This window comes from Bradyrhizobium sp. 154 (genome assembly GCF_023073875.1).
Lineage (GTDB): Bacteria > Pseudomonadota > Alphaproteobacteria > Rhizobiales > Xanthobacteraceae > Bradyrhizobium.
This window is the reverse complement of sequence record NZ_JADPKG010000053.1, coordinates 1-21,862: the sequence shown is the minus strand read 5'-3', so window position 1 is coordinate 21,862 and position 21,862 is coordinate 1. Positions and strand designations below refer to the sequence as shown.

The window sequence follows — 21,862 nt, the reverse complement described above, 5'->3', positions numbered from 1 at the left end:
GCAGGGGTCAGGCGCTCGATTGGTTAAGGCTGGGTTAATGTCAAAGCCCGCTTCGGAACTCTCCCGACAACGCGTCGGGCCGCATCCTCCGCCAAGCCGCGTTCAGGTAATAAAAAAGAGCGGGTCCTTTCGGGCCCACTCTCACTACGCGGATCGTATGAGAAGATGAATTGCCGCTGATATAGCCCTTTCGCCCCTCCCGGACAAGGCCCATTGCAGGGCAGAGGACGCTTTTTGCGTCCTTTGGGCGGCTCGCCCCGCAACGCTTCCTTCATCAAGCAGGCCTAGATTCCCCGATTGTGGGGCGGCTTGAGCTATGGCGCGCCCACGGCGTGCCAGATCCCCGAGTTGCGTTCCATGACCGTTGCCACCTCGCTGATTCCTGGATTGGACGATATCGTCAAACGCGGCGACCCCCGACGTCGCGGCGAGATCGCGCGGGCCATCTCCGCATTATTTTTCCGGGATGCCGAAAAACTCCGTCCCGAGCTGATCGATCTGTTCGACAATCTCCTGATCGATCTCGTCCCGCATGCCGAACTCGCTTCGCGCGCCGATCTCGCCGAGCGCTTCTCGCGCCTCGGCAACGCGCCGCCGCATCTGGTGAACCAGTTCGCACGCGAAAACGAGATCACGGTGGCCGGCCCCGTGCTGCGCCGCTCGCCCGTGCTCGACGAGGGCGCCCTGGTCGAGATCGCGCGGCTGAAGGGTCAGGGCCATCTGCTGGCAATAACGGAGCGCCCCACCTTGCCGGCCGTCGTCACCGACGTGCTGGTCGAGCGGGGTGATCGCGACGTGGTGCGTCGCGCAGCCGGCAATGCAGGTGCTGTCTTCTCGCCCGGCAGCTATTCCGAGCTGATCAAGCGAGCCGCGCAGGACGGCGTGCTGACGCTCAAGATCGGTCAGCGCAACGATCTCTCCGGCGAGCACCTGAAGGAGCTTCTCAACGGCACGCTCGACGTCATCCGCCGCCGCCTCTCCAGCGTGGTCAATCCCGCGCGCCAGGTCGAGATCAAGCGCGCGATGGAGGCCATCGAGGAGGCGGCGCGGCCGCCGGGGCCGCGCCGTGACTTCTCGGCGGCACAGCGAACGGTGACGGCCCTGCATCGCGAGGGCCATCTCGGTGAGAGCGCGCTGCTCGGTTTCGCCAAGGCACTCAAATACGAGGAATCGATCGCCTCGCTCTCGGCGATGACCGGCGTCCGCCTCGCGATTCTCGACCGCCTGATCGCGGGCGATCGCTACGATCCGATTCTGATCCTGGGGCGCGTGCTCAATCTCGGCTGGCCCACGGTGCGCGCGCTCATCCTGCTGTGGTACGGGCCGCATCGCACCCCGGCCGATGCCGACATCGAGGCCGCGCGCATGAACTTCACGCGCCTCATGCCGACGACCGCCGAGCGCGTCGTGAATTTCTGGCGCAACCGGCAGACGATTTGAGGTCCTATCGTCCCCGGGCGGTGCGCAGCATCGAACCCGCAACCTCGAGATCCGGGTTCGCGCTGCGCGCGCCCGGGAATGAGGACTACACTCTCCTGAACCGCAGATAGGCCGCCTTACGTCCTTCGCGCGCGGCCTTCCGGCCGTAGCGGGTCATGGTGTAGCCCACCCATGGCTGCCGGAAATCGTCGGCGCGTTCGGCAAGCCAAACGAAATCCGAAGAGCGGGCAAGATGCGACAGCGTCCAGGCGCAGTAATCGTCGATGTCGCAGACGAAACGGAATTCGCCGCCAGGCTTCAGCACGCGCGCCATTGCGGCAATGGTCCTGTCCTGGACGAAGCGCCGCTTCCAGTGCCGCCGTTTCGGCCAGGGATCGGGATGGATCAGGTCGATCCGCGACAACGAGGCCTGCGGAAGCCAGGCCAAGAGCTCGGCGGCATCTCCGGCGAACAGGCGGATGTTGCCGATGTTGGCCGCCTCGATCTGCGCGAGGATTTTGGCCATGCCGTTGACATAGGGCTCGCAGCCGATGAAGCCGGTAGCGGGAAAGCTTTGCGCCTCGGCCGCCAGATGCTCGCCGCCACCGAAGCCGATCTCGAGCCGCACCTCGCTCGCCGCGGGGTCGAAGATCTCGCCGGCATTCGCCGGTGCCTCGCTCGCGATGTCGAGCGCAAGATGCGGCAGCAGCTGATCGATCAGCCCGGCCTGGTGCTGCCTGAGCTTGTGACCCTTGCGGCGTCCGAAGAAGGCGCGCTCGCTGTCATCGCGCGCGGGATCTGATTTGCGCTCGCTCATCGCAGCGTCTGGTACAGGCGATGGAGCAGCCGCGCGCGCGGCGCGAGCGAGGAGACGTAGAGCTGCTCATAATGCGTGTGTGCGCCCTTGCCGTCGACGCCGAGCCCGTCGAGCGTCGCGGTGTGCGCAGCGGTAAAGTTGCCGTCCGAGCCGCCGCCGGTGTGGGTGTCGATCAGCTCGAAGCCGATCTCGGCGGCAAGCGTCTTCGCATGCTCGTAGAGCGCCGCGCCGGCATTGCTCTTCTCGTAAGGCGGGCGATTGAGCTCGCCGGCGACCGCAACGGTGACGCCGTCGGTCTTCGACGTGAGCGCGAGGATCTTGCCGACGAACTCGTCCGCATCCTTGAGGCTCAACACGCGCAGATCGACTTCGGCATAGGCCTCTTCCGGCGTCACGTTGGGGCGCGTGCCGCCGCGCACCACGCCGACATTGACGGTGACGCCACGCTTGAGGTCGTTCATCCCTTCCAGCGCCAGGATCACGTTGGCGAGCTCGCGGACGGCGCTGCGGCCGTCCTCCGGCCGGGAGCCCGCATGCGCGGGCACGCCTTTGATGAGGACCTGGAAGCGTCCGACGCCCTTGCGTCCGGTGACGATCCTGCCCCCGTCGCGCGCCGGCTCCGTCACCAGCACGTATTTGGCCAGGCGACCTTCCTGCTCGATCAGCGCACGTGAGGTCGGGCTGCCGATCTCCTCGTCGGAGGTGAACATGTGGGTGATGCCGAGCGGCGAACGGTCGCCGGCGGCGCAGAGCGCGCGAAAGGCATGGTAGGCGATGTAGGCGCCGCCCTTCATGTCGTAGATGCCGGGACCGAACGCGCTGTCGCCTTCGACCTTGAAGGGCAGGCGCTCGATGAAGCCCAGGGGATGAACGGTATCGAGGTGGCTCAGCACCAGGATGCCCGGCCGGTCCTGGCCCCAGGTCGAGCGCGCCACGAGATGATCGCCGCAGCCATTGACCCCAGCGACGCGCTCGAGCGTGGCGGGCAACCCGCGGTATTGCTCGGCGACCACGGAGATCAGCTTGTTGACCTGCTCGGGCGCTTCCGTCGGCGTCTCGATCTCAACCCAGCGGCGGATGCCATCGAGAATGGTTTGGGAATCGAACCAATTGGAGCTGGCCATGAACGCATCTATGCCCTTGAACTGCATCATCGGAGAGAACGCGCATCGAGGGCGCGGTCGGAAATGACGACATAGGCCAGATTTGGCGCAGTCTCAAATCGCCAATTGCGATGGGCACGTCAGCGCTTGTCGGGGCCTTCGCGCGCGGCGATCTGCTCGACGAGATCGACGATGGAGCGGCGCATCTTGGAATCGGTGATTCGGGTGAACGCCTTGGTCAAGGCGAGTCCCTCTGATGTCGCGAGGAAGTCAGAGACGTAAGAGGGCGAGGCGCCTTCGCTGAAGCCATCCGGGCCCGGCACACCGCTCGGCCCGCCCTCGAACAGGAACGACACAGGTACCTGGAGAATCTCGGCGATCTGCTGAATGCGGCTCGCGCCGACCCGGTTGGTGCCCTTCTCGTATTTCTGGATCTGCTGAAAGGTCAGGCCCAAAGCTTCACCGAGCTTTTCCTGGCTCATGCCCAACATGATGCGGCGCATACGCACGCGACTGCCGACATATTTGTCAACAGGGTTGGGCGCTTTCGACATTTCCTCAGCCCTCCAAACATCACCCTCGGCGCAATCATCAGGCCTGCCTCGGGTGCCAGCACCGTCAAATCGAACCCTCTTATTGGGAAACATTGCGGAGAAATTTAGCAATGTACCGCTGTCTTTCGCAGCCGGCGCAGATTGAGGAGCCCGCCTGCAGTCTGTCAACCGTGGGACTACGGTTGTCAAGGATACAGCCACGTCCGCGGCGAGGCGATCAGGGGTGCCGTTTGGCGACACGCCGGCGGACCGCCACAATCACCGCGAGCGCGACGAGCATGGCCGCGGGCACGTCGCCGACGCGCGCATAGACAGTCGATGGGATCGCGGCGGGCAGGTTTGCATCCAAAATGCCTTCGATTCCGAGACCGAGGCTGGCGATGGTGCGTCCCATCGGATCGATCACTGCGGAGATGCCGGTGTTGGCGGAGCGGACCAGCGGCAGGCCGAGTTCGATCGCGCGCATCCGCGCCTGCTCGAGATGCTGATAGGGGCCGGTCGAGATGCCGAACCAGCCGTCATTGGTGAGGTTCACGATCCAGCCCGGAGGTTCGCTGCGTGCAGCCACCTCACCGGGGAAAATGACTTCATAACAGATCAGCGGCAGCGCGGGCGGCGCGCTGGCGACCGGCAGCGCATGTCGCACGGTGCCGGCAATGAAGCCACCGCGCACGCGCGTCAGCTGCTCGAAACCGAGCTTCTCCATCAGCTCCTGATAGGGAAGAAATTCGCCGAACGGCACCAAATGCAGCTTATCGTACATTGCGAGCACGCTGCCATCGTGGTCGATCACGTAGATCGAATTATAGGCGCGCGTGATCGGTGTGCCCCGCGGCAGGTCCGGCGCGCGGACCGACCCCGTGATCAGCACAGTGCCCTTCGGCAGCAGATCGGCGATTTGCGCCATCGCGTCGGCTTCGCGGGTCAGGAAGAAGGGAAAGGCGGATTCCGGCCAGATCAGGATGGTGGCATCGCGAACGCCGGTCGATTGCGGACCAGAGGCGCGGTCTGACAGCGCCAGATATTTCTTCATCACCTCCGCCTTGGCGGCGTAGTTGAATTTCGCGTCCTGCTGCAGGTTCGGCTGCATCAGGCGCAGCTTGGCGCCAGCAACCATCGTGGTCGGATGCAGCGACAGGCGGATCGCGCCGAAGATGCTCATGACGATCAGAAGCGCGATTGCGGCGGCCGGTGCGCGCCATTGCAGGCGGCGATCGGGCGCGCGATCGATCAGCGTCGCAGGGCTCGCGAAGATCGCGACGGTCAGGAACGTCATGCCCCACAGGCCGATCAGCGATGCCGTCTGCGCCAGCGGCAGCGGCTCGGACAGCGCGTAGCCGAACGCGTTCCAGGGAAACCCGGTCAGCGCGTGGCCGCGCAGCCATTCGCTGATGGTGAGGCTTGCTGCGAGCGCCAGCACGCGCGTGGCGTTCTTGGTCCAGAGCAGGCGCGCCAGCGCAAAGCCCATTGCCGTGAAGATCGAGAGATAGGCCGGCAGGCCCAGCACGGCGAATGGTGTGAGCCAGGCGAACACGTCGGCGTCGACGAAGAATGCGTAGCCGATCCAGTAGAGACCGGGGACGAAATAGCCGAGCCCGAACCAGTAGCCGGTCAGCGCGGCGGCCGGAACGCCGCCATATCGTCCGGCGCCGGCGCCGTCGATCAACCAGACCAGCACCGGGAAGGTGAGGAACAGCACCGGAAACAGGTTGAACGGTGCCAGCGCCAGCACCGACAGTGCCCCGGCCGCCATGGCGATGACGGCGCGCTTCCATCCCCAGGTGAGGATGACGGCAAGCGCAATCTGCCAAAATCGTTCTAATGGGCTCACTGCGGACCGGTCCCGTCGCTTGGCGGCGGGGTGGGCGTGTCACTGGCCGGTGGTTGGCCGCTCTCCGGCGCAGCCTCGCGGCGTCGGCTCTCGCGCTGGGTGCGGGGCGCGGGACGTTCCTTCCGCGTCGAGATGCGCAGCCGCTTGACGCGGCGCGGATCGGCATCGAGCACCTCGACCTCGTACGTGCCGGGGCCCGAGATCACTTCGCCGCGCACCGGCAGGCGCCCGACGAAGCTGACCAGATAGCCGCCCAGCGTCTCCACTTCCTCGCCGGCCTCGCCGGTGACGAAATCCTCGCCGATCACCGAGCGGACATCGTCGAGGCTGGCGCGGGCATCGGCGATGAAGGCGTTGTCCGGCAGGCGCACGATCGAGGGCGGCTCGTCGCTGTCGTGCTCGTCGTCGATCTCGCCGACGATCTGCTCGACGATGTCCTCGAGCGAGACCAGCCCGTCGCTGCCGCCATATTCGTCGACCACCAGCGCGAGGTGGATGCGCGTGGCCTGCATCTGCGCGAGCAGGTCGATCGCCCGCATCGAGGGCGGCACGTACAGCAGCTTGCGGATGATGCGCGCATCGTGAAGCGGCAGCGCGAGATCGACGGCGCGCAAATCGAGCCCGGCCGGCAGCGGTTTCTTGCGCTTGGTCTTGGTGGCCTCCGACACGCGCGCACGGGCGGTCATGAAGGCGAGCAGGTCGCGGATGTGGACGATGCCGACGGGATCGTCCAGCGTCTCGTTGTAGACGACGAGACGCGAATGGCCGGCGCTCTCGAAGCGGTCCATCAATTCGCCGAGCGGGATGTCGCGCTTCACCGCGATGATGTCGGCGCGATGGACCATGACGTCGGCGATGCGGCGCTCGTGCAGGCCGAGGATGTTGCGCAGCATGGTGCGCTCGACCGCGGAGAAGCCGGTGTCGTCAGGGGTGGCCGCGTTGAGCACGACCTGGAGATCGTCGCGCACCGATCCCGCCTTCCAGCCGAACAGCGTCCGGATGGCGCGCAGCAGCCAGCCTTCCGCGGTCGGCCGCATCACCTCACCTTGGGTCACGACGGCGGGCAAATTGCGCGTGTTGCGCGGGTTGTCCTGGATTGGATCGGAATCCGGCATCTCAGTTCGTCCCCGGGCGGTCAGCATAGGGGTCGGGGATGCCGAGATGCGCCAGGATCTGCGTCTCCAGCGCTTCCATCTCCTCCGCGTCGTCGTCGTCCTCGTGGTCGTAGCCGATCAGATGCAGGAAACCGTGCACGGCGAGATGGCTCAAATGATGATCGAATGGCTTGTGTTCCTCGTCCGCCTCGCGCCGCATGGTCTCGTAGGCGATCGCGATGTCGCCAAGCATGCGCGGCGCATCGCCCGGCTTCCATTCGCCCTCGGGCTGGAGCGCGGGGAATGACAGCACATTAGTTGGCTTATCGATGCCGCGCCAGTTGCCGTTGAGGGTGCGGATGCCGGCGTCATCGGTCAGCATCACAGCCACTTCCGCGTCGGCGACGTCTTCGTCGACGCTCTCGGCGGCTGCCGCAAGCGCGCGCTGGATCACGGTCTCGGAATCGGGCTCGCTCTGCCAGCAATCGGCGACGACGAGGACCTCGGTGATGGGAAGGTTGGGATGGGACATTGTGCTGTCTGGGACGAAAAGGCGCCGTCCGCGCCCGCTTGGTCCGGCTGTTGTCTCGTCAGGATTGACCGGTGGCCGGCCGCTGCGGCGACCCTTCGTAGGCGGCGACGATCCGCGCCACGAGCTCGTGGCGGATCACGTCCTCGGCTTTGAAATGCACTTGCGCAATCCCCTCGACCCCGTTCAGGAGCCGGGTTGCTTCCGCCAGTCCCGAGGTCTGGCCGTTCGGCAGGTCGATCTGAGAGGGATCACCCGTCACGATCATGCGGCTGTTCTCGCCAAGGCGGGTCAGGAACATCTTCATCTGCATCGACGTGGTGTTCTGCGCCTCGTCCAGGATGATGGCGGCGTTGGTGAGCGTGCGGCCGCGCATGAAGGCGAGCGGTGCGATCTCGATCTCGCCGGTCTGGAGCGCCCGCTCGACGATGCGCGCATCCATGAGATCGTAGAGCGCGTCGTAGATCGGCCGCAGATAGGGATCGACCTTCTCGCGAAGATCGCCGGGCAAAAAGCCGAGCCGCTCGCCGGCTTCCACCGCCGGACGCGACAGGATGATCTTGTCGACCTCCTTGCGCTCGAACAGCTGCGCGGCATGCGCGACCGCGAGCCAGGTCTTGCCGGTGCCGGCGGGACCGATGCCGAACACCAGCTCGTGGCGCTTCAGCGCGCGAATGTAGGAATCCTGCGCGGCCGTGCGCGCGCGCACCGGGCGCTTGCGCAAATTGATGCTGTCGAAGGTCGATTTGGCCGATTTGGCGTCGAACTCGAAGAGCGAGCCCTGGGCGATCACGGCCCGGATCGCGCCGTCGACCTCGCCCTGGTCGAGATCCTGTCCCTTCACGGCTTGCGCGTAGAGCGTCTCCAGCACGCGGCGTGCGGCATCGCAGCCGTCGCGCGTGCCGCCGATGGTGATGTGGTTGCCCTTGGAGTCCACGACCACGCCGAGGCGCCGCTCGATCTGCGCGAGATGCTGGCCGTAGGGGCCGACCAGCGCGGAAGCGGCACGGTTGTCGTCGAAGTCGATGACGACCTGGGTCTCGGGCGGAACTTGCATGTCGCGGTCAAATTTGCGGCTGGGAGCGAACGAAGGCGAATCCGATGCGCTTTTTGGCAAGGGTTCAGGCTCCAGTGGCTTGCGATAAAGCGGGCTCGCGCGCGTTGCGCGGCGTCACGAGCTCGCCGAGAAAGCTGTAGCGTTCGAGGCTGTCGATCCGGACCGACAGGATCTGTCCGATGATGTCGGCCGAGGCCATCACATGCGCGGGCTGGAGGTAAGCGGTGCGGCCGACGATCTGGCCTTCCTTGCGGGCTGGACGCTCGAACAGCACGTCCACCGTTGAGCCAATCGCAGCCTTGTTGAAGGCCGATTGCTGGCTGTCGATCAGTTCCTGGAGCCGCTCCAATCGCTGGTCCATCTCGGCGGGGGACACCGTCTCCTGCATATCCGCGGCCGGCGTTCCCGGCCGGGCGGAGTATTTGAACGAATAAGCCGCAGCGTAGCCGATTTGCGTGACGAGCGCGAGAGTGGCGAGAAAATCTTGCTCGCTCTCGCCGGGGAAGCCGACGATAAAATCTGATGAAAAAGCAATGTCTTGGCGTGCGGTGCGGAAACGATCGATGACCCGCCGGTAATCATCGGCGGTATGTTTGCGGTTCATGGCGGCCAGAATCCGGTCCGAGCCCGACTGCACCGGCAGGTGCACGAACGGCATCAGCGGGCCGAGATCGCGATGGGCCGCAATCAAACTGTCATCGACGTCGCGGGGATGGCTGGTCGAATAGCGCAGCCGCGCGATGCCCGGGATTTGCGCCAGATGCTCGAGCAACCGGCCGAGCGGCCAGGTTTTTCCGTCCGGCCCCTCGCCGTGATAGGCGTTGACGTTCTGCCCGATCAGCGTCAGCTCGCGCACGCCGTTGTCGGCGAGCCGCTTCACGTCCTCCACGATCTTTGCCACCGGACGGGAAACTTCGGCGCCGCGCGTATACGGCACGACGCAGAACGTGCAGAACTTGTCGCAGCCTTCCTGCACAGTGACGAAGGCGGAGATGCCGCGCGCGCGAATCGCGTCGGGCTTCGGCTGCGCCAGGAAGCCGAACTTGTCCTGAGCGGGAAATTCGGTCTCGATCGCGCGACCCTCGTCGCTCGCGCGCTTCAACAGCTCGGGCAGATGATGATAGCTCTGTGGTCCGACCACGACGTCGACGACGGGCGCGCGGCGCACGATTTCTTCGCCCTCGGCCTGTGCCACGCAGCCCGCGACCGCAATCTGCATCGCGCGGCCGCCCCGCGCCGCCTCGTCCTTGGCCACGCGCAGCCGGCCGAGTTCGGAATAGACTTTTTCCGAGGCCTTCTCGCGGATATGGCAGGTGTTGAGGATAACGAGGTCGGCGTCATCAACGCTGGCCGTCTCCACGAATCCTTCCGGAGCCAACGTGTCCACCATGCGCTGCGCATCGTAGACATTCATCTGGCAGCCATATGATTTGATGTGCAGCTTGCGCGGCGGCGTCATGGAACCCGGAATTGAGGTGGAGGACGGCCCTCAGATATAGGCTGGAGCGGCGAAAATCCAGCGAATGGCGCCCCCTTGGGCCGTCATTCCGGCGCGACGCAGTCGCAAAGTCCGGAATCCAGAGGTTTTGGCGCGATTCCGGGTTCACGCGCCTCGCGCCGACCCGGATGGCGGTCAGAGACCGAAAATCAGCCCGCCAGGGCCTTCGCCTCGGCCCGCCGGATCAGCTCCGGCAGCCGATGCATGTCGGCAAAGAGCAGGTCGGCGCCGGCTTGGCGCAGCGTTTCGGCGTAGCCGTCGCGGCAATGGCTGCCACCGTAAAAGCCGAACACCGCCATCCCGGCCGCCCGGGCGCCGGCAATCCCGGCCAGGCTGTCCTCGATCACGACACAGCGCCCCGGCGGCACGCCCATCTGCTTTGCCGCGAACAGGAACAGGTCCGGCGCCGGCTTGCCGTTCTTCACCTGCGAGGCCGAGAAGATGTTCGGCGCGAGGCGTTCGTAGAGGCCCGTGCTCCCCAGGCTCACGCGCATGCGCTGGTGCGAGCCGCTCGAGGCGACGCAGACGTGCTGGGTAACGATATCGAGCGCATCATGGATGCCGCGGATCGCTTCGAGGTCGGCCTCGAAGGAGCGGAATAGCTCGTCCTGCAGATCGCCGTGATAGGCCTCGGGCAGCTTGCGACCGAGCTCGGTCTCAATCTCGAGATTGGCCTGCCGCGTCGAGCGGCCGAGGAAGCGCTCGAACACCTGATCCGACGTGATCGGATAGCCGTGCCTGGTCAGCACATCCGCATGCGCACGACAGGAGATCACCTCGCTGTCCACGAGCACGCCGTCGCAGTCGAAGATGATGAGATCGATAGGCACTAAACTAAGACGTCGGCTTGTCGTCGTCGAGCGGGACGCAATAGAGCTCGAGCCGGTGATCGACCAGCTTGTAGCCGAGCTTGCGGGCGATCTCGGCCTGGAGCTTCTCGATCTCCTCCGAGGTGAACTCGATCACCTTGCCGTCGCGCAGGTTGATGAGGTGGTCGTGATGGCTGTCGCGCATCGTCTCATAGCGCGCGCGGCCCTCGCGGAAATCGTGGCGTTCGATGATGCCCGCATCCTCGAACAGCTTCACCGTTCGGTAGACCGTCGAGATCGAGATCTTGTCGTCGACGGCGACGCAGCGCCGGTACAGTTCCTCGACGTCAGGATGATCGACCGATTCCGCGAGCACGCGGGCGATGACGCGGCGCTGCTCGGTCATGCGCATGCCGGTGGCGGCGCACCGTGCCTCGATGCCGGACGCCTTGGATGCGGAAGAAGTTTTCAGTGCGGTCATGATTGTCTGCCTGACGGGGCGCTTTCTGCCATCAATGTTACGCCAAGTCACGTCGCATCAGAAGGGCGTTCAGCTGTTCCCCGGTCGGCTGCTTATAGTAGCGTTCGCGCCGTCCGACCACCGTGAATCCGGCCCGATCGTAGAGTCGGCGCGCCGGTTGGTTATTTTCCTCGACTTCGAGAAATATTGTGCGCACGCCGCGTCCCGCGAGATGGCCGAGATGGGTCATCAGCAGCGTGCGGGAGAGACCCCGGTCGCGATGAGCCTGATCGACCGCGATCGAGAGGATTTCCGCTTCGTCCGCGCCGATCCGCGACACCGCAAAGCCGATCGTCTTGCGGCCGAGACGCAAGCGATGCACCAGCGTGTTGCGCTCGCTGATCATGGTCTCAAACTCGCCTTCGCCCCAGCCGCGTGCGAAGCAGGCGCCGTGAAGCTGCGCCAGCCGTGCGGCATCGCGCGCGGACGCGGGCTCAACGGCGGCGGTGCCGCCGCGCCACCATTGCGATAACCATCTCATCATGAGGTTGCGGCTTTTGCTGCGAGCTGTGGCTGCGCGGCCGGCTTGGCATCGGGCGCGCGCAGATAGAACGGCCGCGCTGGGGTCGTGTCGGGATTGGCCGCGGCGCCGAGCCAGGCGACCCAGCCGATATCAGGCGCAGCCTGTGCGTCGACCGCGACGGGTTGCGGTGCATCCTTCGGCCAGCGCTCGGCGAGAATGTTTGCGGCATTGCCGACTAGATGCGGCGCGCCGAATTGCGAGGCCGCGATCGCCTCATCGATGCCGGCGACCCTCGGTCGCACCAGCTGGCTGCCGTCGCCGGCGACGATCTGGAAATAGACATGGTCGTGCCGCGCGTCGATCGCGGAGATCACGGGCGCCGATCTGTTCTGGCCGACGACGGCGGCCGCATAGGCCGACAAGGTGGTCAGGCCGATGGCCGGCCGCTTCGCCGCGAGCGCAAAGCCGCGCGCCGCCGAAATACCGACGCGCAGGCCGGTGAAGCTGCCGGGACCGACCGTGACCGCGATGCGGTCGAGCACGGTGAAGCTGAGCTCTGCCGATTTCATCACCCGCGCGATCAGCGGCATCAGCGCTTCGGCATGCCCGCGCTTCATCGGCACCGATTCCTGCGCGCGCAGCTCGGCCGTTTCGGTGTCGAGCACCGCGGCCGCGCAGGCGTCGAGCGCAGTATCGATGGCGAGGATCAGCATAACGCGATCATAGCATTGGCAATTGGATGATGCCTAAAGTTCTGGCCGTCATGGCCGGGCTTGACCTGGCCATCCACGACTTTGCGGCCCCAAAAAACGTGGATGCCCGGGACAAGCCCGGGCATGACGGCGCGAAATCGATGCGCAGACCGTGCAACTCACATCGGCCGGACTTCGATGACGTCGGGCACGAAATGCTTCAAGAGGTTCTGGATCCCGTGCTGGAGCGTTGCGGTGGACGACGGGCAGCCCGAGCAGGCGCCCTTCATGTTGAGATAGACGATACCGTCCTTGAAGCCGCGGAAGGTGATGTCGCCGCCGTCATTGGCGACCGCCGGCCGCACGCGGGTCTCGATCAGGTCCTTGATCATGTCGACCGTCTCGGCATCGGCCTCATCGAAGAACTCGTCCTCGTCGTCGAGCTCGGCATCGCTTTGCGCTGTGCCGTCGGCGAGCAGCGGCGCGCCGGACATATAGTGCTCCATGATGGCGCCGAGGATTGCGGGCTTGAGCTGCTGCCACTCACCGCTCGCCTTGGTCACGGTGATGAAGTCCGATCCGTAGAACACGCCGGTGACGCCGGGCACGTCGAACAGCTTTTCGGCGAGGGGCGAGCGGCTTGCGGCTTCGCGGCTCGAAAATTCCATTGGGCTGCCGTCGACGACGACGCGGCCGGGAATGAACTTCAGCGTGGCGGGATTGGGGGTGGCTTCGGTTTGAATGAACATGGTTCTCTCCAGACGTCGCCGGTTCAAGGCCGGCGCGTGCTCTCTTCCCTAGCAGATGGCGATGGGGAACGCACGATCAAGGGGAGAAGAGACATTAGTTAATGAAAATCAGAGACTTGGGCCATTTACCCTCCCCTGGAGGGGGAAGGTCGCTACGCATGAAGCGAAGCGCAATGCATAGCGGGGTGTCTCTCCAGGGATGCGGTGCCCGAGCGGAGAGATCACCCACCCCGTCACCCGTCTCGCTTCGCTCGATCGCGTGCCGACCCTCCCCCTCCAGGGGAGGGTAAGAGGCACCGCTACGACAGCGAGTCCACGCTTTGGTCACTCAGCGCACCCGAGATGATCGTCACAGGAACGGGAAACGTTCCAAGCGCATGCGTAAGCAGCGAGACCAATGGCCCCGGTCCCTCCGCACCAGGACTTGCGGCCAGCACCAGCATGGCGATGTCGGGGTCCTCGTCGATCACTGCGAGCAGCTGTTCCATCGCGGCGCCTTCCCGGATCACCCGTTCCGGCGTGATCGCCGCGATCCCGTTGGCTCTCCCGGCGGCGCGGTCGAGCGCGGCTTCCGCCGCTTCATGCGCCTCGGCGCGCATGATGTCGGCGACGCCCAGCCATTCTTGGCTCTGCTGGTCGGGCTCGATGATGCGAAGCATCACCACGCCGCCGCCGCCGCGGATCGCCCAGCGGCTGGCGTAATAAACCGCGCGATCCCATTCGGCGGTGTCATCGACGACGACGAGGCATTTGGGCTTGTGACCCGGCTCGAAGCAAAGTCGCTTGCTGGTCATGCATGTCCCGGCGTGTGCACGGCTGGCATGCTGCCACACTCCCGCAATGTTTGGGAGAGGGGAGTGGCCGGCGCTATGACGCCGGCCAGACGCGTTGATCAGCGCCGGCGGATGAAGCCGACGATGTCTTTCGAAAGCTTCATCGTTTCGTCGGCGATGGCGCGGGCCCGGTCCGAGCCTTCGTTCAGGATCGCGTCGATATGGCCGGGGTCGGCCACGAGGCGCTTCATCTCGCCCGCGATCGGCGCGAGCTTGGTCACGCACAGCTCGGCCAGCGCGTTCTTGAAGCTGGAGAACTGGCCGCCGCCGAAATCGCGCAGCACGTCGGCTTTGGAGCGGCCGGAGAGCGCGGCGAAGATGCCGACGAGATTGTCGGCTTCGGGGCGTGCCTCCAGGCCCTTCTCCTCGGTCGGCAGCGGCTCCGGATCGGTCTTCGCCTTGCGGATCTTCTGCGCGATGGTGTCGGCATCGTCGGTCAAATTGATGCGCGAATTGTCCGACGCATCGGACTTCGACATCTTCTTGGTGCCGTCGCGCAGGCTCATCACGCGCGTTGCCGGACCCGTGATCAGGGGTTCCGGCAGCGGGAAGAACAGGCCGTCATTGCCGCCCTGGCTGCGGATCGAGTCGCCGAAATCGTTGTTGAACTTCTGCGCGATGTCGCGCGACAGCTCGAGATGCTGCTTCTGGTCCTCGCCGACGGGCACGTGGGTGGCGCGGTAGAGCAGGATGTCGGCCGCCATCAGCACGGGATAATCGAACAGCCCGACCGAGGCGTTCTCGCGGTCCTTGCCGGCCTTCTCCTTGAACTGGGTCATGCGGCCGAGCCAGCCCATGCGCGCGACGCAATTGAAGATCCAGGCGAGCTCGGCGTGTCCCGAGACCTGGCTCTGGTTGAACACGATGTGCTTCCTGGGATCGATGCCGGCAGCGATGAACGCCGCGGTCACCTCGCGGGTGTTGCGCGTGAGCTCGGCCGGCCCGCCCCAGACGTCGACCCCTTGCGTGATCGCGTGCATGTCGACGACGCAATAGATGCAGTTGTGGGTCTCCTGCATCTTCACGAAATTGACGATCGCGCCGAGGTAATTGCCGAGATGCAGATTGCCCGTCGGCTGGACGCCCGAAAATACCCGTTCAACGAATGGCATGGTTAGTTTTCCTGGCAAGCCTTCCTGAAGCTATTCGGCCGTCGTTTCCAACAGCGGCGCAGCCCCGTCAAGGGCAATTCGGGCGGCTCGCGATTTAGGCCGGTCGTTTCAACGCGTTAACCGCCTCGCGCCAGGAGGCTGCGCCGAGAATTTGCAGGAGCAGGCCGTAGACGACGATCCCGGTCGCGATCTGCACACCCAGCGCGACGAATTTGATGAAGCCATGGGTCTCGGCAGGTACGAGACCCCTGGTCAGCCAGAGCAGGGCGCCCATCGCCGAGGCGGCCAGCACGATCCGCGGCAATCGCGTGCGGGCGCTCGCGTCAACCGAGAAGCCGAACTCGCTCGTGCCTTTCCGGAGCAGCGAGAGCGCGCTGCTCCAGGCACCGGCCGCGATACTCGCCGCGATCCCGCTCGCGCCGAAGACATGACCGAGCAGGAGCGCGAGTACGACGGTCACCACGAAACCGTTGGCGATTGCGCGCAGCGGCGTCATCGTGTCGCTGCGGCCATAGAAGGCCGGTGACAGCGCCTTGATCAGCACATGCGCCGGCAGGCCCAGCGCCAGCCACACCAGTGCTTGCGCGGTGGCCGCGCTGTCATCGGCGCTGAAGGCGCCGTGCTCGAACAATAGCCGTACGATCGGGTCGGCCAGCACGATCAGACCGAACGTGGCCGGCACGGCGAGGCCAGTCGCCAGCTCCAGCGCACGCGATTCCGCGTGCGCCACCGCGACGTGGTCGCCGCTACCGACCGCGCGGGTCAGCTCCGGCACCAGCACCGTACCCATGGCGACGCCGACGATGCCAAGCGGCAGCTCGACCAAGCGGTTGGCGAAATAGAGCCAGGATACGGCCGACGGTGTTGCGGAGGCGATGATCGCGCCCGCGACGATCAGCCATTGCGGGCCCGAGCTTGCGATCATGCCGGGAATAGCTTTGGCAAAAAAGGCCCGCATCTCCTTGTCAAAACTCACGCGCAGTGGCGTTGCAAGGCGCGCGCTTCGCTGCGATAGCAGCATCAGCAATTGCAGCAGACCGGCAATACCGACGGTGGCGGCGAGCATCCACCCAGCGAGGGCCGCATCGGCGTGCCACAGCAACAGCGCCGCGATCGCGGCGATCAGCGCGATGTTGAACAGCAGCGGCGAGAACGCCGTCAGCGCAAACCGCCCTTGCGCGTTGAGCAGCCCCATCAGCACGGTGACGGGGCCGGCGAAAGCGAGATAAGGCAGCATCAGCCGCGCGTTCTGCACGGCGAGATCGAGCGTCCCGCTACCGAGAAATCCCGGCGCGATCACCGTGATGATCAGCGGCATCAACACTGCAATGCCGATCGAGATCGCGACCAGGGCCGCGCAGACCGTGCCGAGCACCCGTCCCGCGAATGCCGCCGCAGCCGTCTCGTCATCGCGGTCGCGGACGCGCAACCAGGCCGGGACCAGCGCCGCATTCAGCGCCCCCTCGCTGAGCAGCCGGCGCACCACGTTGACGAGTTGAAACGCGGCCAGGAACGCGTCCGCCACGGCGCCGGTGCCGAGCAGCGCCGCAATCAGGGAATCGCGGGCAAAGCCCAGCAGCCGCGAGGCCAGCGTTCCCGTCGAGACGGTCAGGAAGGAGCGGATCATCGGGCGCAATAATACCGTTGCTTGCCCGCGAAGGGCTGGTCGTGATAGGCCGCGAACCGGATTTCAGGCCGACAGGAAGCGGATTTCCCCGGTAATCGCAATCGGGCAACAGGATCAAGGTGAATGGCTGACGTGAAATATGACGTTCTCGGCATCGGCAACGCGCTGTTCGACGTGCTGGTCAGGACCGACGAGGCCTTTTTGGCCAAGCATGGCATGACCAAGGGCAGCATGTCCCTGATCGACGAGGCACGGGCGGCCGCCATCTACAAGGACATGGGCCCGGCGACGGAAGTCTCGGGCGGCTCGGCCGCCAACACCATCGTCGGCATCGGCAGCTTAGGGGCACGCGCCGCTTATGTCGGCAAGGTCAAGGACGACCAGATCGGCAAGCTCTATATCCACGACATCCGCGCCGCCGGGGTCGCTTTCAACACGCCAGCCGCAACGGACGGCCCCGCCACCGGCTGCTCCTACATCCTGGTCACCGGCGACGGCGAGCGCACCATGAACACCTATCTCGGCGCGGCGCAGGATCTGTCGCCCGCCGATATCGATCCAGCCGAGGTCGCTGGCGCCAGCATCGTCTACCTCGAAGGCTATCTCTGGGACCCCAAGAACGCCAAGGACGCCTTCGTCAAGGCGGCCAAGATCGCCCATGACGCCAAGCGCAAGGTGGCGCTGACGCTGTCGGATTCCTTCTGCGTCGATCGCTATCGCGACGAGTTCCTGTCTTTGATGCGTAACGGCACCGTCGACATCGTGTTCGCCAACGAGGCCGAGCTGCATTCGCTCTACACGACGTCCGACTTCGATGCCGCGCTGAAGCAGCTGCGCAACGACGTCAATCTCGGCGTCGTCACCCGCAGCGAGAAGGGCTGCATGGTGGTGTCAGCGGAAGATTCCGTTGCCGCGCCGGCATTCCCGGTCGACAAGGTGGTCGACACCACCGGCGCCGGCGACCTCTTCGCCGCGGGTTTCCTCTATGGCGTGGCGCGCAACCTGCCCTACAAGCAGTGCGGCCAGCTCGGCGCGCTCGCCGCCGCCGAAGTGATCCAGCATATCGGCGCCCGCCCGCAGGTATCGCTGAAGGAGCTCGCGGAGCAGCGCGGGGTGACGGGGTAGCTCCTACCTCCCCTGGAGAGGGAGGGTCGATCGCGCGCAGCGCGAGCGGGGTGGGGTGAAGGTCTTTCAGCGCGTTCGGTGGTGCGTTCTGGCTCGCGTGCATTCGCGGCCTTTACATGGCCTTCTACATGAGATCTTCGCCGCGGTTTCACCCCACCTCGGTTCGCATGCAGCCTTGCTACATGCGAACCGATCCTCCCCCTCCAGGGCAGGATGGGAGTTCACGTCTCTGCCGCCGTCTCACTTCGACACAGCCGATCCGCCGCGAATGGCGAGAGCATCAGCTCCTCACGCCGCCTTCTGCCCGCTCCCAGCAGCATCGAGCCCGGCGTAAACCCCTCGCTCGAAGCCCGCGAACGCCTCCAAACACTTCGCGTCGGCGAACGGCAACAGCTGCATCAGGATGACGCCGGTGACGTCGCGCGAAGGGTCGATCCAGTAATAGGTGTTGGCGAGGCCCGCCCAAGCCAGGCTGCCTGCGCTACGCCCTTCCGCGGTCTTGGCGGTGTTGATCATGAAGCTGAGACCCCACTTCTTGATCTGCTCCGGGTAGAGATCGACGTCATTGGTGTACATCGGCGCCGCCGTGGTCATCTTGCCCATGGCAAGATCGCCGATGTGGTTCTGCCCCATCGTCGCGACCGTCTCCGCCTTCAGCACCTGGTTGCCGTTGCCGCGGCCCTTGTTGAGAATCATCTGGGTGAATTTGATATAGTCGCCGGCGGTCGAATAGAGGCCGCCGCCACCCATGTGGAATTCCGGCTCCTGCTCGAGTTCGAACGGGATCGATGCGAACTGGCCGTCCTCGCCGCGCGCATGCATGCCGACCAGGCGCTTGCGCATGCTGTCGGTGATCTTGAAGGCGGTGTCGCTCATGCCGAGCGGCGCGAACATATTATCGCGCAAATAGGCATCGAGCCGCTTGCCGCTGACGGCCTCCACCGCCTTGCCGACGAAATCGATATTGGTGCCGTATTCCCAGCGCGTGCCGGGATCGGTCATGATAGGCGTCTTCAGCGCCGCGTTCTGGCAGGTGGTAATGGCGGGAATGCCGGTCTTGTCCAGATAGACCGCGAGATCGCCGTTCCACATGTTGTAGCAGAAGCCGGCGGTGTGGGTCATGAGCTGGCGCAGCGTGATCTGCCCCTTAGCTGGCCGCAACTTCGGCTCGCCCTTGGCGTCGAAACCTTCGAGCACTTGCGGCTCGGCAAGGTCGGGCAGCACTTCGCCGATCGGCGCATCCAGCGACAGCTTGCCCTGTTCGACGAGCTGCATCGCGCCGGCAGTGGTCACCGCCTTCGTCATCGATGCGATCCAGAACACGCTGTCCGCAGTCATCGCGTCGGGCTTCGATAGGTCGCGCTTGCCGAACGCACCCTGATACAGCACGTCGTTGCCGCTGGCGGCGATGGCGACGACGCCGGGAATTTCCTTGGCGTCGCTCTTCTGACGCAGAACTTCGTCGATCTGGGCTTGGCTTTGCATGCGGGTTTCCTCCGGTTTGATTATTGTTGGAAGTGATCGATTGTCCTCCCGGAGGTCGCGTGCAGCAAGCATCTCAACTGCCGCGGCGGTCGCGATGTCGTGACTTGACGGCCCCCGACCAGCGCAGCACGACAGCGGCTGAACGGTGACACAATCTGCGGTGGACGACCGCACTTCGCGCTCACCTTGAATGGCTTCAGGCAATATGTTCGTGAGTTTTCGAGCGCTTGAAACATTTCGTGAGCTGTCGCGTTCAGCACCCGGCCCGATCGATGGACCGATTAAGACTTGATGCAAATGTTGCCGACCGGCGAGGGGGACCTCAGATGATTTCGACCTGGAGTGAATGGAAGCGCTATCCCCGTCCCGGACGGGGCGAGAATCTGGAGGCGCCTATTTCGCCAGGGATCTACGAAGTCCGCATCGCCGGTACCGGCGCGCTGTATTCCTTCGGCGCGGTCGACAACCTGGCGCAGGCGCTCGCATTGCTGCCGGTCGGTTCAAAATCCTGGTTCGGTCGCCGCGACACCTCTCATGTCCCCGATCTCGAATACCGCACCTGTGCGACATCCTCGAAGGCCGACGCCAAGGCCGCAGCCGAGCGCATGATCGGCCGCCGCGAGACTTACCTGAGCGGCGCGGCCTAGCTATGTCGGCGATCGCGATGCCTTACCTCTCCCGGCTGGAGAGAGATAAGGGACCTGCGGCTCTCAGTTTAACTCCCAGCAGATGTGCGTTGCCGGGCGGTGCATTGCGCGCCGTCTGTCCCTATATTCCGGGCCGATCCGATCGCCCCCTGAGGAGTAACGCCATGACCCCGACCGCCGCCGCCCGCGCCCCGCAAGCCTCGTCCAATCTGCGCGACCGGTTGAAGGACCCGTCGCTGCTGAAGGAAGCCTGCTACATCGATGGCGTCTGGGTCGGCTCGCCGGTTTTCGCCGTCAACAATCCCGCCACCGGCATCGAGCTTGCAAAAGTCCCGCAACTTGGCGCGGACGATACCACCAAGGCGGTAGAAGCCGCCGAGCGCGCGTTTCCGGCCTGGGCCAAGCTCACCGCCAAGCAGCGCTCTAACATCTTGCGCAAATGGTTCGAGCTGATCGTCGCCAACCGCGAGGACCTGGCGCTGATCCTCACCTCCGAGCAGGGCAAGCCGCTCGCCGAGGCGCTCGGCGAGGTCGATATCGGCGGCGCCTATGTCGAGTTCTTCGCGGAGGAAGCGAGGCGCGTCTATGGCGAGACCATTCCGACGCAGCGGAGCGATGCGCGGCTGCTCGCGATCAAGCAGCCGATCGGCGTCTGCGGCGCGATCACGCCGTGGAATTTCCCGAACTCGATGATCACGCGAAAGGTCTCGCCGGCGCTCGCGGCCGGCTGCACCGTGGTGCTGAAGCCCGCGAACGAAACGCCACTCTCGGCGCTGGCGCTCGCGGCGCTTGCCGAGAAGGCTGGTGTGCCCAAAGGCGTGTTCAACATCATCACGGGCGACGCGCCGCCGATCGGCAAGGTGCTGTGCGAGCATCCGGCGGTGCGTTTCGTCGGCTTCACCGGCTCGACCGCCGTCGGCAAGATCCTCTACCAGCAGGCCTCCGTCGGCGTGAAGCGGCTCGGCCTCGAGCTTGGCGGCAACGCGCCGTTCGTGGTGTTCGACGATGCCGACATCGACGCGGCAGTCGAAGGCGCCATCGTCTCGAAATACCGCAACATGGGCCAGACCTGCGTCTGCGCCAACCGACTCTACGCCCAGGACGGGATCTACGACGAGTTCGTGCAGAAACTGTCGAAGAAGGTCGCGGCGATGAAGATCGGCGACGGCACCGAGAGCGGTGTCATGCAGGGTCCGCTGATCAACATGAAGGCGGTCGACAAGGTCGAGCGCCATATCGCCGACGCCGTCAAGCGCGGAGCAAAGGTCGTCACCGGCGGCAAGCGCAGCGAGCTTGGACGCTCGTTCTTCGAGCCGACGGTGCTTGCCGACGTCAAGCCGGACTCGCTGGTGTCGCAGGAGGAAACCTTCGGTCCGCTCGCGCCCGTCATCCGCTTCAAGGACGAAGCGGATGTCATCGCGATGTGCAACGCCTCGCCGTTCGGCCTCGCCTCTTACTTCTACTCCCGCGATCTCGGTCGCGTCTGGCGCGTCGCCGAAGCGCTGGAATCAGGCATGGTCGGCGTCAACACCGGCCTCATCACCACGGAAGTGGCCCCCTTCGGCGGCGTCAAGGAGAGCGGCCTCGGGCGCGAAGGCTCACATCACGGCATGGACGAATATGTCGAGATCAAATACGTGATGATGGCGGGGGTGTAGGCCCGCCGTTGTCGTCGCGAATGTGAGCCAGGCAGGAATGCTGGAGCGGCCGACCGGCCTCTCCGCGTCATTGCGAGCGGAGCGAAGCAATCCAGAATCCCTCCGCGGAAAGACTCTGGATTGCTTCGCTGCGCTCGCAATTGTCGATGTTCAATAATTCGCTGATTGGATCGCGGTGGTCTTGGTAGCGGCGAAGGCCTTGGGAGTTTGTCCTGCCAAGGCCTGATGGGGTCTGTGGTT

At 65.1% G+C, this 21,862-nt stretch carries 21 protein-coding genes; 4 read left to right on the top strand and 17 right to left on the bottom strand.

All coding sequences use genetic code 11. The features are described 5' to 3' along the window. Nucleotides 1-357: 357 nt before the first annotated feature. Entirely contained in the window at nucleotides 358-1,440 is a 1,083-nt protein-coding gene (locus tag IVA92_RS13910; RefSeq protein ID WP_247276479.1) for a DUF2336 domain-containing protein, read from the top strand. A gap of 85 nt (nucleotides 1,441-1,525) precedes the next feature. On the opposite strand, the gene trmB is transcribed toward IVA92_RS13910, so the two are convergent. The 16 genes from trmB to murJ all read right to left on the bottom strand — a co-directional run bounded on the left by trmB (nucleotide 1,526) and on the right by murJ (nucleotide 16,707). Then, complete coding sequence (gene trmB / locus IVA92_RS13905) at nucleotides 1,526-2,236, bottom strand: tRNA (guanosine(46)-N7)-methyltransferase TrmB (protein ID WP_247276478.1); 711 nt, start codon at nucleotides 2,234-2,236, stop codon at nucleotides 1,526-1,528. Then, nucleotides 2,233-3,390, bottom strand: coding sequence for a M20 family metallopeptidase (locus IVA92_RS13900; protein WP_247276477.1), 1,158 nt, complete (start codon nucleotides 3,388-3,390; stop codon nucleotides 2,233-2,235). The genes trmB and IVA92_RS13900 overlap by 4 nt, the downstream gene beginning before the upstream one ends. 89 nt (nucleotides 3,391-3,479) lie before the next feature. Next, complete coding sequence (locus IVA92_RS13895; protein ID WP_018319423.1) at nucleotides 3,480-3,893, bottom strand: helix-turn-helix transcriptional regulator; 414 nt, start codon at nucleotides 3,891-3,893, stop codon at nucleotides 3,480-3,482. Nucleotides 3,894-4,110: 217 nt separating this feature from the next. Then, nucleotides 4,111-5,724, bottom strand: a complete 1,614-nt coding sequence (lnt, locus tag IVA92_RS13890) for an apolipoprotein N-acyltransferase (RefSeq protein WP_247276476.1) — start codon at nucleotides 5,722-5,724, stop codon at nucleotides 4,111-4,113. Then, on the bottom strand, nucleotides 5,721-6,839 hold the full coding sequence (locus IVA92_RS13885; protein WP_247276475.1) for a hemolysin family protein: 1,119 nt from the start codon (nucleotides 6,837-6,839) through the stop codon (nucleotides 5,721-5,723). Before IVA92_RS13885 ends, lnt begins: the two co-directional genes overlap by 4 nt. A 1-nt stretch (nucleotide 6,840) precedes the next feature. After that, complete coding sequence (gene ybeY, locus IVA92_RS13880) at nucleotides 6,841-7,350, bottom strand: rRNA maturation RNase YbeY (protein ID WP_247276474.1); 510 nt, start codon at nucleotides 7,348-7,350, stop codon at nucleotides 6,841-6,843. A gap of 58 nt (nucleotides 7,351-7,408) precedes the next feature. Continuing rightward, the gene (locus IVA92_RS13875) at nucleotides 7,409-8,404 is read right to left on the bottom strand and encodes a PhoH family protein (protein ID WP_247276473.1); all 996 of its coding nucleotides are present in this window, start codon (nucleotides 8,402-8,404) and stop codon (nucleotides 7,409-7,411) included. Between the two features lie 64 nt (nucleotides 8,405-8,468). After that, nucleotides 8,469-9,863: a tRNA (N6-isopentenyl adenosine(37)-C2)-methylthiotransferase MiaB gene (gene miaB, locus IVA92_RS13870; RefSeq protein ID WP_247276472.1), complete on the bottom strand. Its 1,395-nt coding sequence runs from the start codon at nucleotides 9,861-9,863 to the stop codon at nucleotides 8,469-8,471. A 188-nt stretch (nucleotides 9,864-10,051) separates the two neighbouring features. Beyond that, on the bottom strand, nucleotides 10,052-10,732 hold the full coding sequence (locus IVA92_RS13865) for an HAD family hydrolase (RefSeq protein WP_247276471.1): 681 nt from the start codon (nucleotides 10,730-10,732) through the stop codon (nucleotides 10,052-10,054). Nucleotides 10,733-10,736: 4 nt separating this feature from the next. Continuing rightward, nucleotides 10,737-11,192: a Fur family transcriptional regulator gene (locus tag IVA92_RS13860; RefSeq protein WP_247276470.1), complete on the bottom strand. Its 456-nt coding sequence runs from the start codon at nucleotides 11,190-11,192 to the stop codon at nucleotides 10,737-10,739. A 37-nt stretch (nucleotides 11,193-11,229) separates the two neighbouring features. After that, nucleotides 11,230-11,715, bottom strand: coding sequence for a ribosomal protein S18-alanine N-acetyltransferase (gene rimI / locus IVA92_RS13855; protein WP_247276469.1), 486 nt, complete (start codon nucleotides 11,713-11,715; stop codon nucleotides 11,230-11,232). Further along, nucleotides 11,712-12,407 carry a tRNA (adenosine(37)-N6)-threonylcarbamoyltransferase complex dimerization subunit type 1 TsaB gene (gene tsaB, locus IVA92_RS13850; RefSeq protein ID WP_247276468.1) on the bottom strand — a complete coding sequence of 232 codons (696 nt, stop codon included), beginning with the start codon at nucleotides 12,405-12,407 and terminating at the stop codon, nucleotides 11,712-11,714. Before tsaB ends, rimI begins: the two co-directional genes overlap by 4 nt. A 158-nt stretch (nucleotides 12,408-12,565) precedes the next feature. Beyond that, nucleotides 12,566-13,135, bottom strand: a complete 570-nt coding sequence (locus IVA92_RS13845) for a NifU family protein (RefSeq protein ID WP_247276467.1) — start codon at nucleotides 13,133-13,135, stop codon at nucleotides 12,566-12,568. A gap of 299 nt (nucleotides 13,136-13,434) precedes the next feature. After that, a complete protein-coding gene (locus IVA92_RS13840) occupies nucleotides 13,435-13,929 on the bottom strand; it encodes a universal stress protein (protein ID WP_247276466.1) in 495 nt (164 codons plus the stop codon). A 98-nt stretch (nucleotides 13,930-14,027) separates the two neighbouring features. After that, a complete protein-coding gene (trpS, locus tag IVA92_RS13835) occupies nucleotides 14,028-15,080 on the bottom strand; it encodes a tryptophan--tRNA ligase (RefSeq protein ID WP_247276465.1) in 1,053 nt (350 codons plus the stop codon). A 94-nt stretch (nucleotides 15,081-15,174) separates the two neighbouring features. After that, nucleotides 15,175-16,707, bottom strand: a complete 1,533-nt coding sequence (gene murJ / locus IVA92_RS13830; protein WP_247276615.1) for a murein biosynthesis integral membrane protein MurJ — start codon at nucleotides 16,705-16,707, stop codon at nucleotides 15,175-15,177. A 123-nt stretch (nucleotides 16,708-16,830) separates the two neighbouring features. Here murJ and IVA92_RS13825 point away from each other — a divergent pair, with 123 nt between their 5' ends. Continuing rightward, nucleotides 16,831-17,832 carry an adenosine kinase gene (locus IVA92_RS13825; RefSeq protein ID WP_247276464.1) on the top strand — a complete coding sequence of 334 codons (1,002 nt, stop codon included), beginning with the start codon at nucleotides 16,831-16,833 and terminating at the stop codon, nucleotides 17,830-17,832. Between the two features lie 288 nt (nucleotides 17,833-18,120). On the opposite strand, the gene IVA92_RS13820 is transcribed toward IVA92_RS13825, so the two are convergent. Continuing rightward, nucleotides 18,121-19,317, bottom strand: coding sequence for a serine hydrolase domain-containing protein (locus IVA92_RS13820; protein WP_247276463.1), 1,197 nt, complete (start codon nucleotides 19,315-19,317; stop codon nucleotides 18,121-18,123). 326 nt (nucleotides 19,318-19,643) lie between these two features. Between IVA92_RS13820 and IVA92_RS13815 the strand changes: the two genes are divergently transcribed. After that, nucleotides 19,644-19,964, top strand: coding sequence for a hypothetical protein (locus tag IVA92_RS13815; protein WP_247276462.1), 321 nt, complete (start codon nucleotides 19,644-19,646; stop codon nucleotides 19,962-19,964). 164 nt (nucleotides 19,965-20,128) lie between these two features. Further along, on the top strand, nucleotides 20,129-21,622 hold the full coding sequence (locus IVA92_RS13810; RefSeq protein WP_247276461.1) for an NAD-dependent succinate-semialdehyde dehydrogenase: 1,494 nt from the start codon (nucleotides 20,129-20,131) through the stop codon (nucleotides 21,620-21,622). The last annotated feature ends 240 nt before the right edge of the window (nucleotides 21,623-21,862 follow it).

Coding starts and splice junctions, on each gene's coding strand:
- IVA92_RS13910 (WP_247276479.1), top strand. CDS start 358: ATGACCGTTGCCACCTCGCTGATTCCTGGATTGGACGATATCGTCAAA.
- trmB (WP_247276478.1), bottom strand. CDS start 2,236: ATGAGCGAGCGCAAATCAGATCCCGCGCGCGATGACAGCGAGCGCGCC.
- IVA92_RS13900 (WP_247276477.1), bottom strand. CDS start 3,390: ATGATGCAGTTCAAGGGCATAGATGCGTTCATGGCCAGCTCCAATTGG.
- IVA92_RS13895 (WP_018319423.1), bottom strand. CDS start 3,893: ATGTCGAAAGCGCCCAACCCTGTTGACAAATATGTCGGCAGTCGCGTG.
- IVA92_RS13885 (WP_247276475.1), bottom strand. CDS start 6,839: ATGCCGGATTCCGATCCAATCCAGGACAACCCGCGCAACACGCGCAAT.
- ybeY (WP_247276474.1), bottom strand. CDS start 7,350: ATGTCCCATCCCAACCTTCCCATCACCGAGGTCCTCGTCGTCGCCGAT.
- IVA92_RS13875 (WP_247276473.1), bottom strand. CDS start 8,404: ATGCAAGTTCCGCCCGAGACCCAGGTCGTCATCGACTTCGACGACAAC.
- miaB (WP_247276472.1), bottom strand. CDS start 9,863: ATGACGCCGCCGCGCAAGCTGCACATCAAATCATATGGCTGCCAGATG.
- IVA92_RS13860 (WP_247276470.1), bottom strand. CDS start 11,192: ATGACCGCACTGAAAACTTCTTCCGCATCCAAGGCGTCCGGCATCGAG.
- rimI (WP_247276469.1), bottom strand. CDS start 11,715: ATGATGAGATGGTTATCGCAATGGTGGCGCGGCGGCACCGCCGCCGTT.
- tsaB (WP_247276468.1), bottom strand. CDS start 12,407: ATGCTGATCCTCGCCATCGATACTGCGCTCGACGCCTGCGCGGCCGCG.
- IVA92_RS13845 (WP_247276467.1), bottom strand. CDS start 13,135: ATGTTCATTCAAACCGAAGCCACCCCCAATCCCGCCACGCTGAAGTTC.
- IVA92_RS13840 (WP_247276466.1), bottom strand. CDS start 13,929: ATGACCAGCAAGCGACTTTGCTTCGAGCCGGGTCACAAGCCCAAATGC.
- trpS (WP_247276465.1), bottom strand. CDS start 15,080: ATGCCATTCGTTGAACGGGTATTTTCGGGCGTCCAGCCGACGGGCAAT.
- murJ (WP_247276615.1), bottom strand. CDS start 16,707: ATGATCCGCTCCTTCCTGACCGTCTCGACGGGAACGCTGGCCTCGCGG.
- IVA92_RS13825 (WP_247276464.1), top strand. CDS start 16,831: ATGGCTGACGTGAAATATGACGTTCTCGGCATCGGCAACGCGCTGTTC.
- IVA92_RS13820 (WP_247276463.1), bottom strand. CDS start 19,317: ATGCAAAGCCAAGCCCAGATCGACGAAGTTCTGCGTCAGAAGAGCGAC.
- IVA92_RS13815 (WP_247276462.1), top strand. CDS start 19,644: ATGATTTCGACCTGGAGTGAATGGAAGCGCTATCCCCGTCCCGGACGG.
- IVA92_RS13810 (WP_247276461.1), top strand. CDS start 20,129: ATGACCCCGACCGCCGCCGCCCGCGCCCCGCAAGCCTCGTCCAATCTG.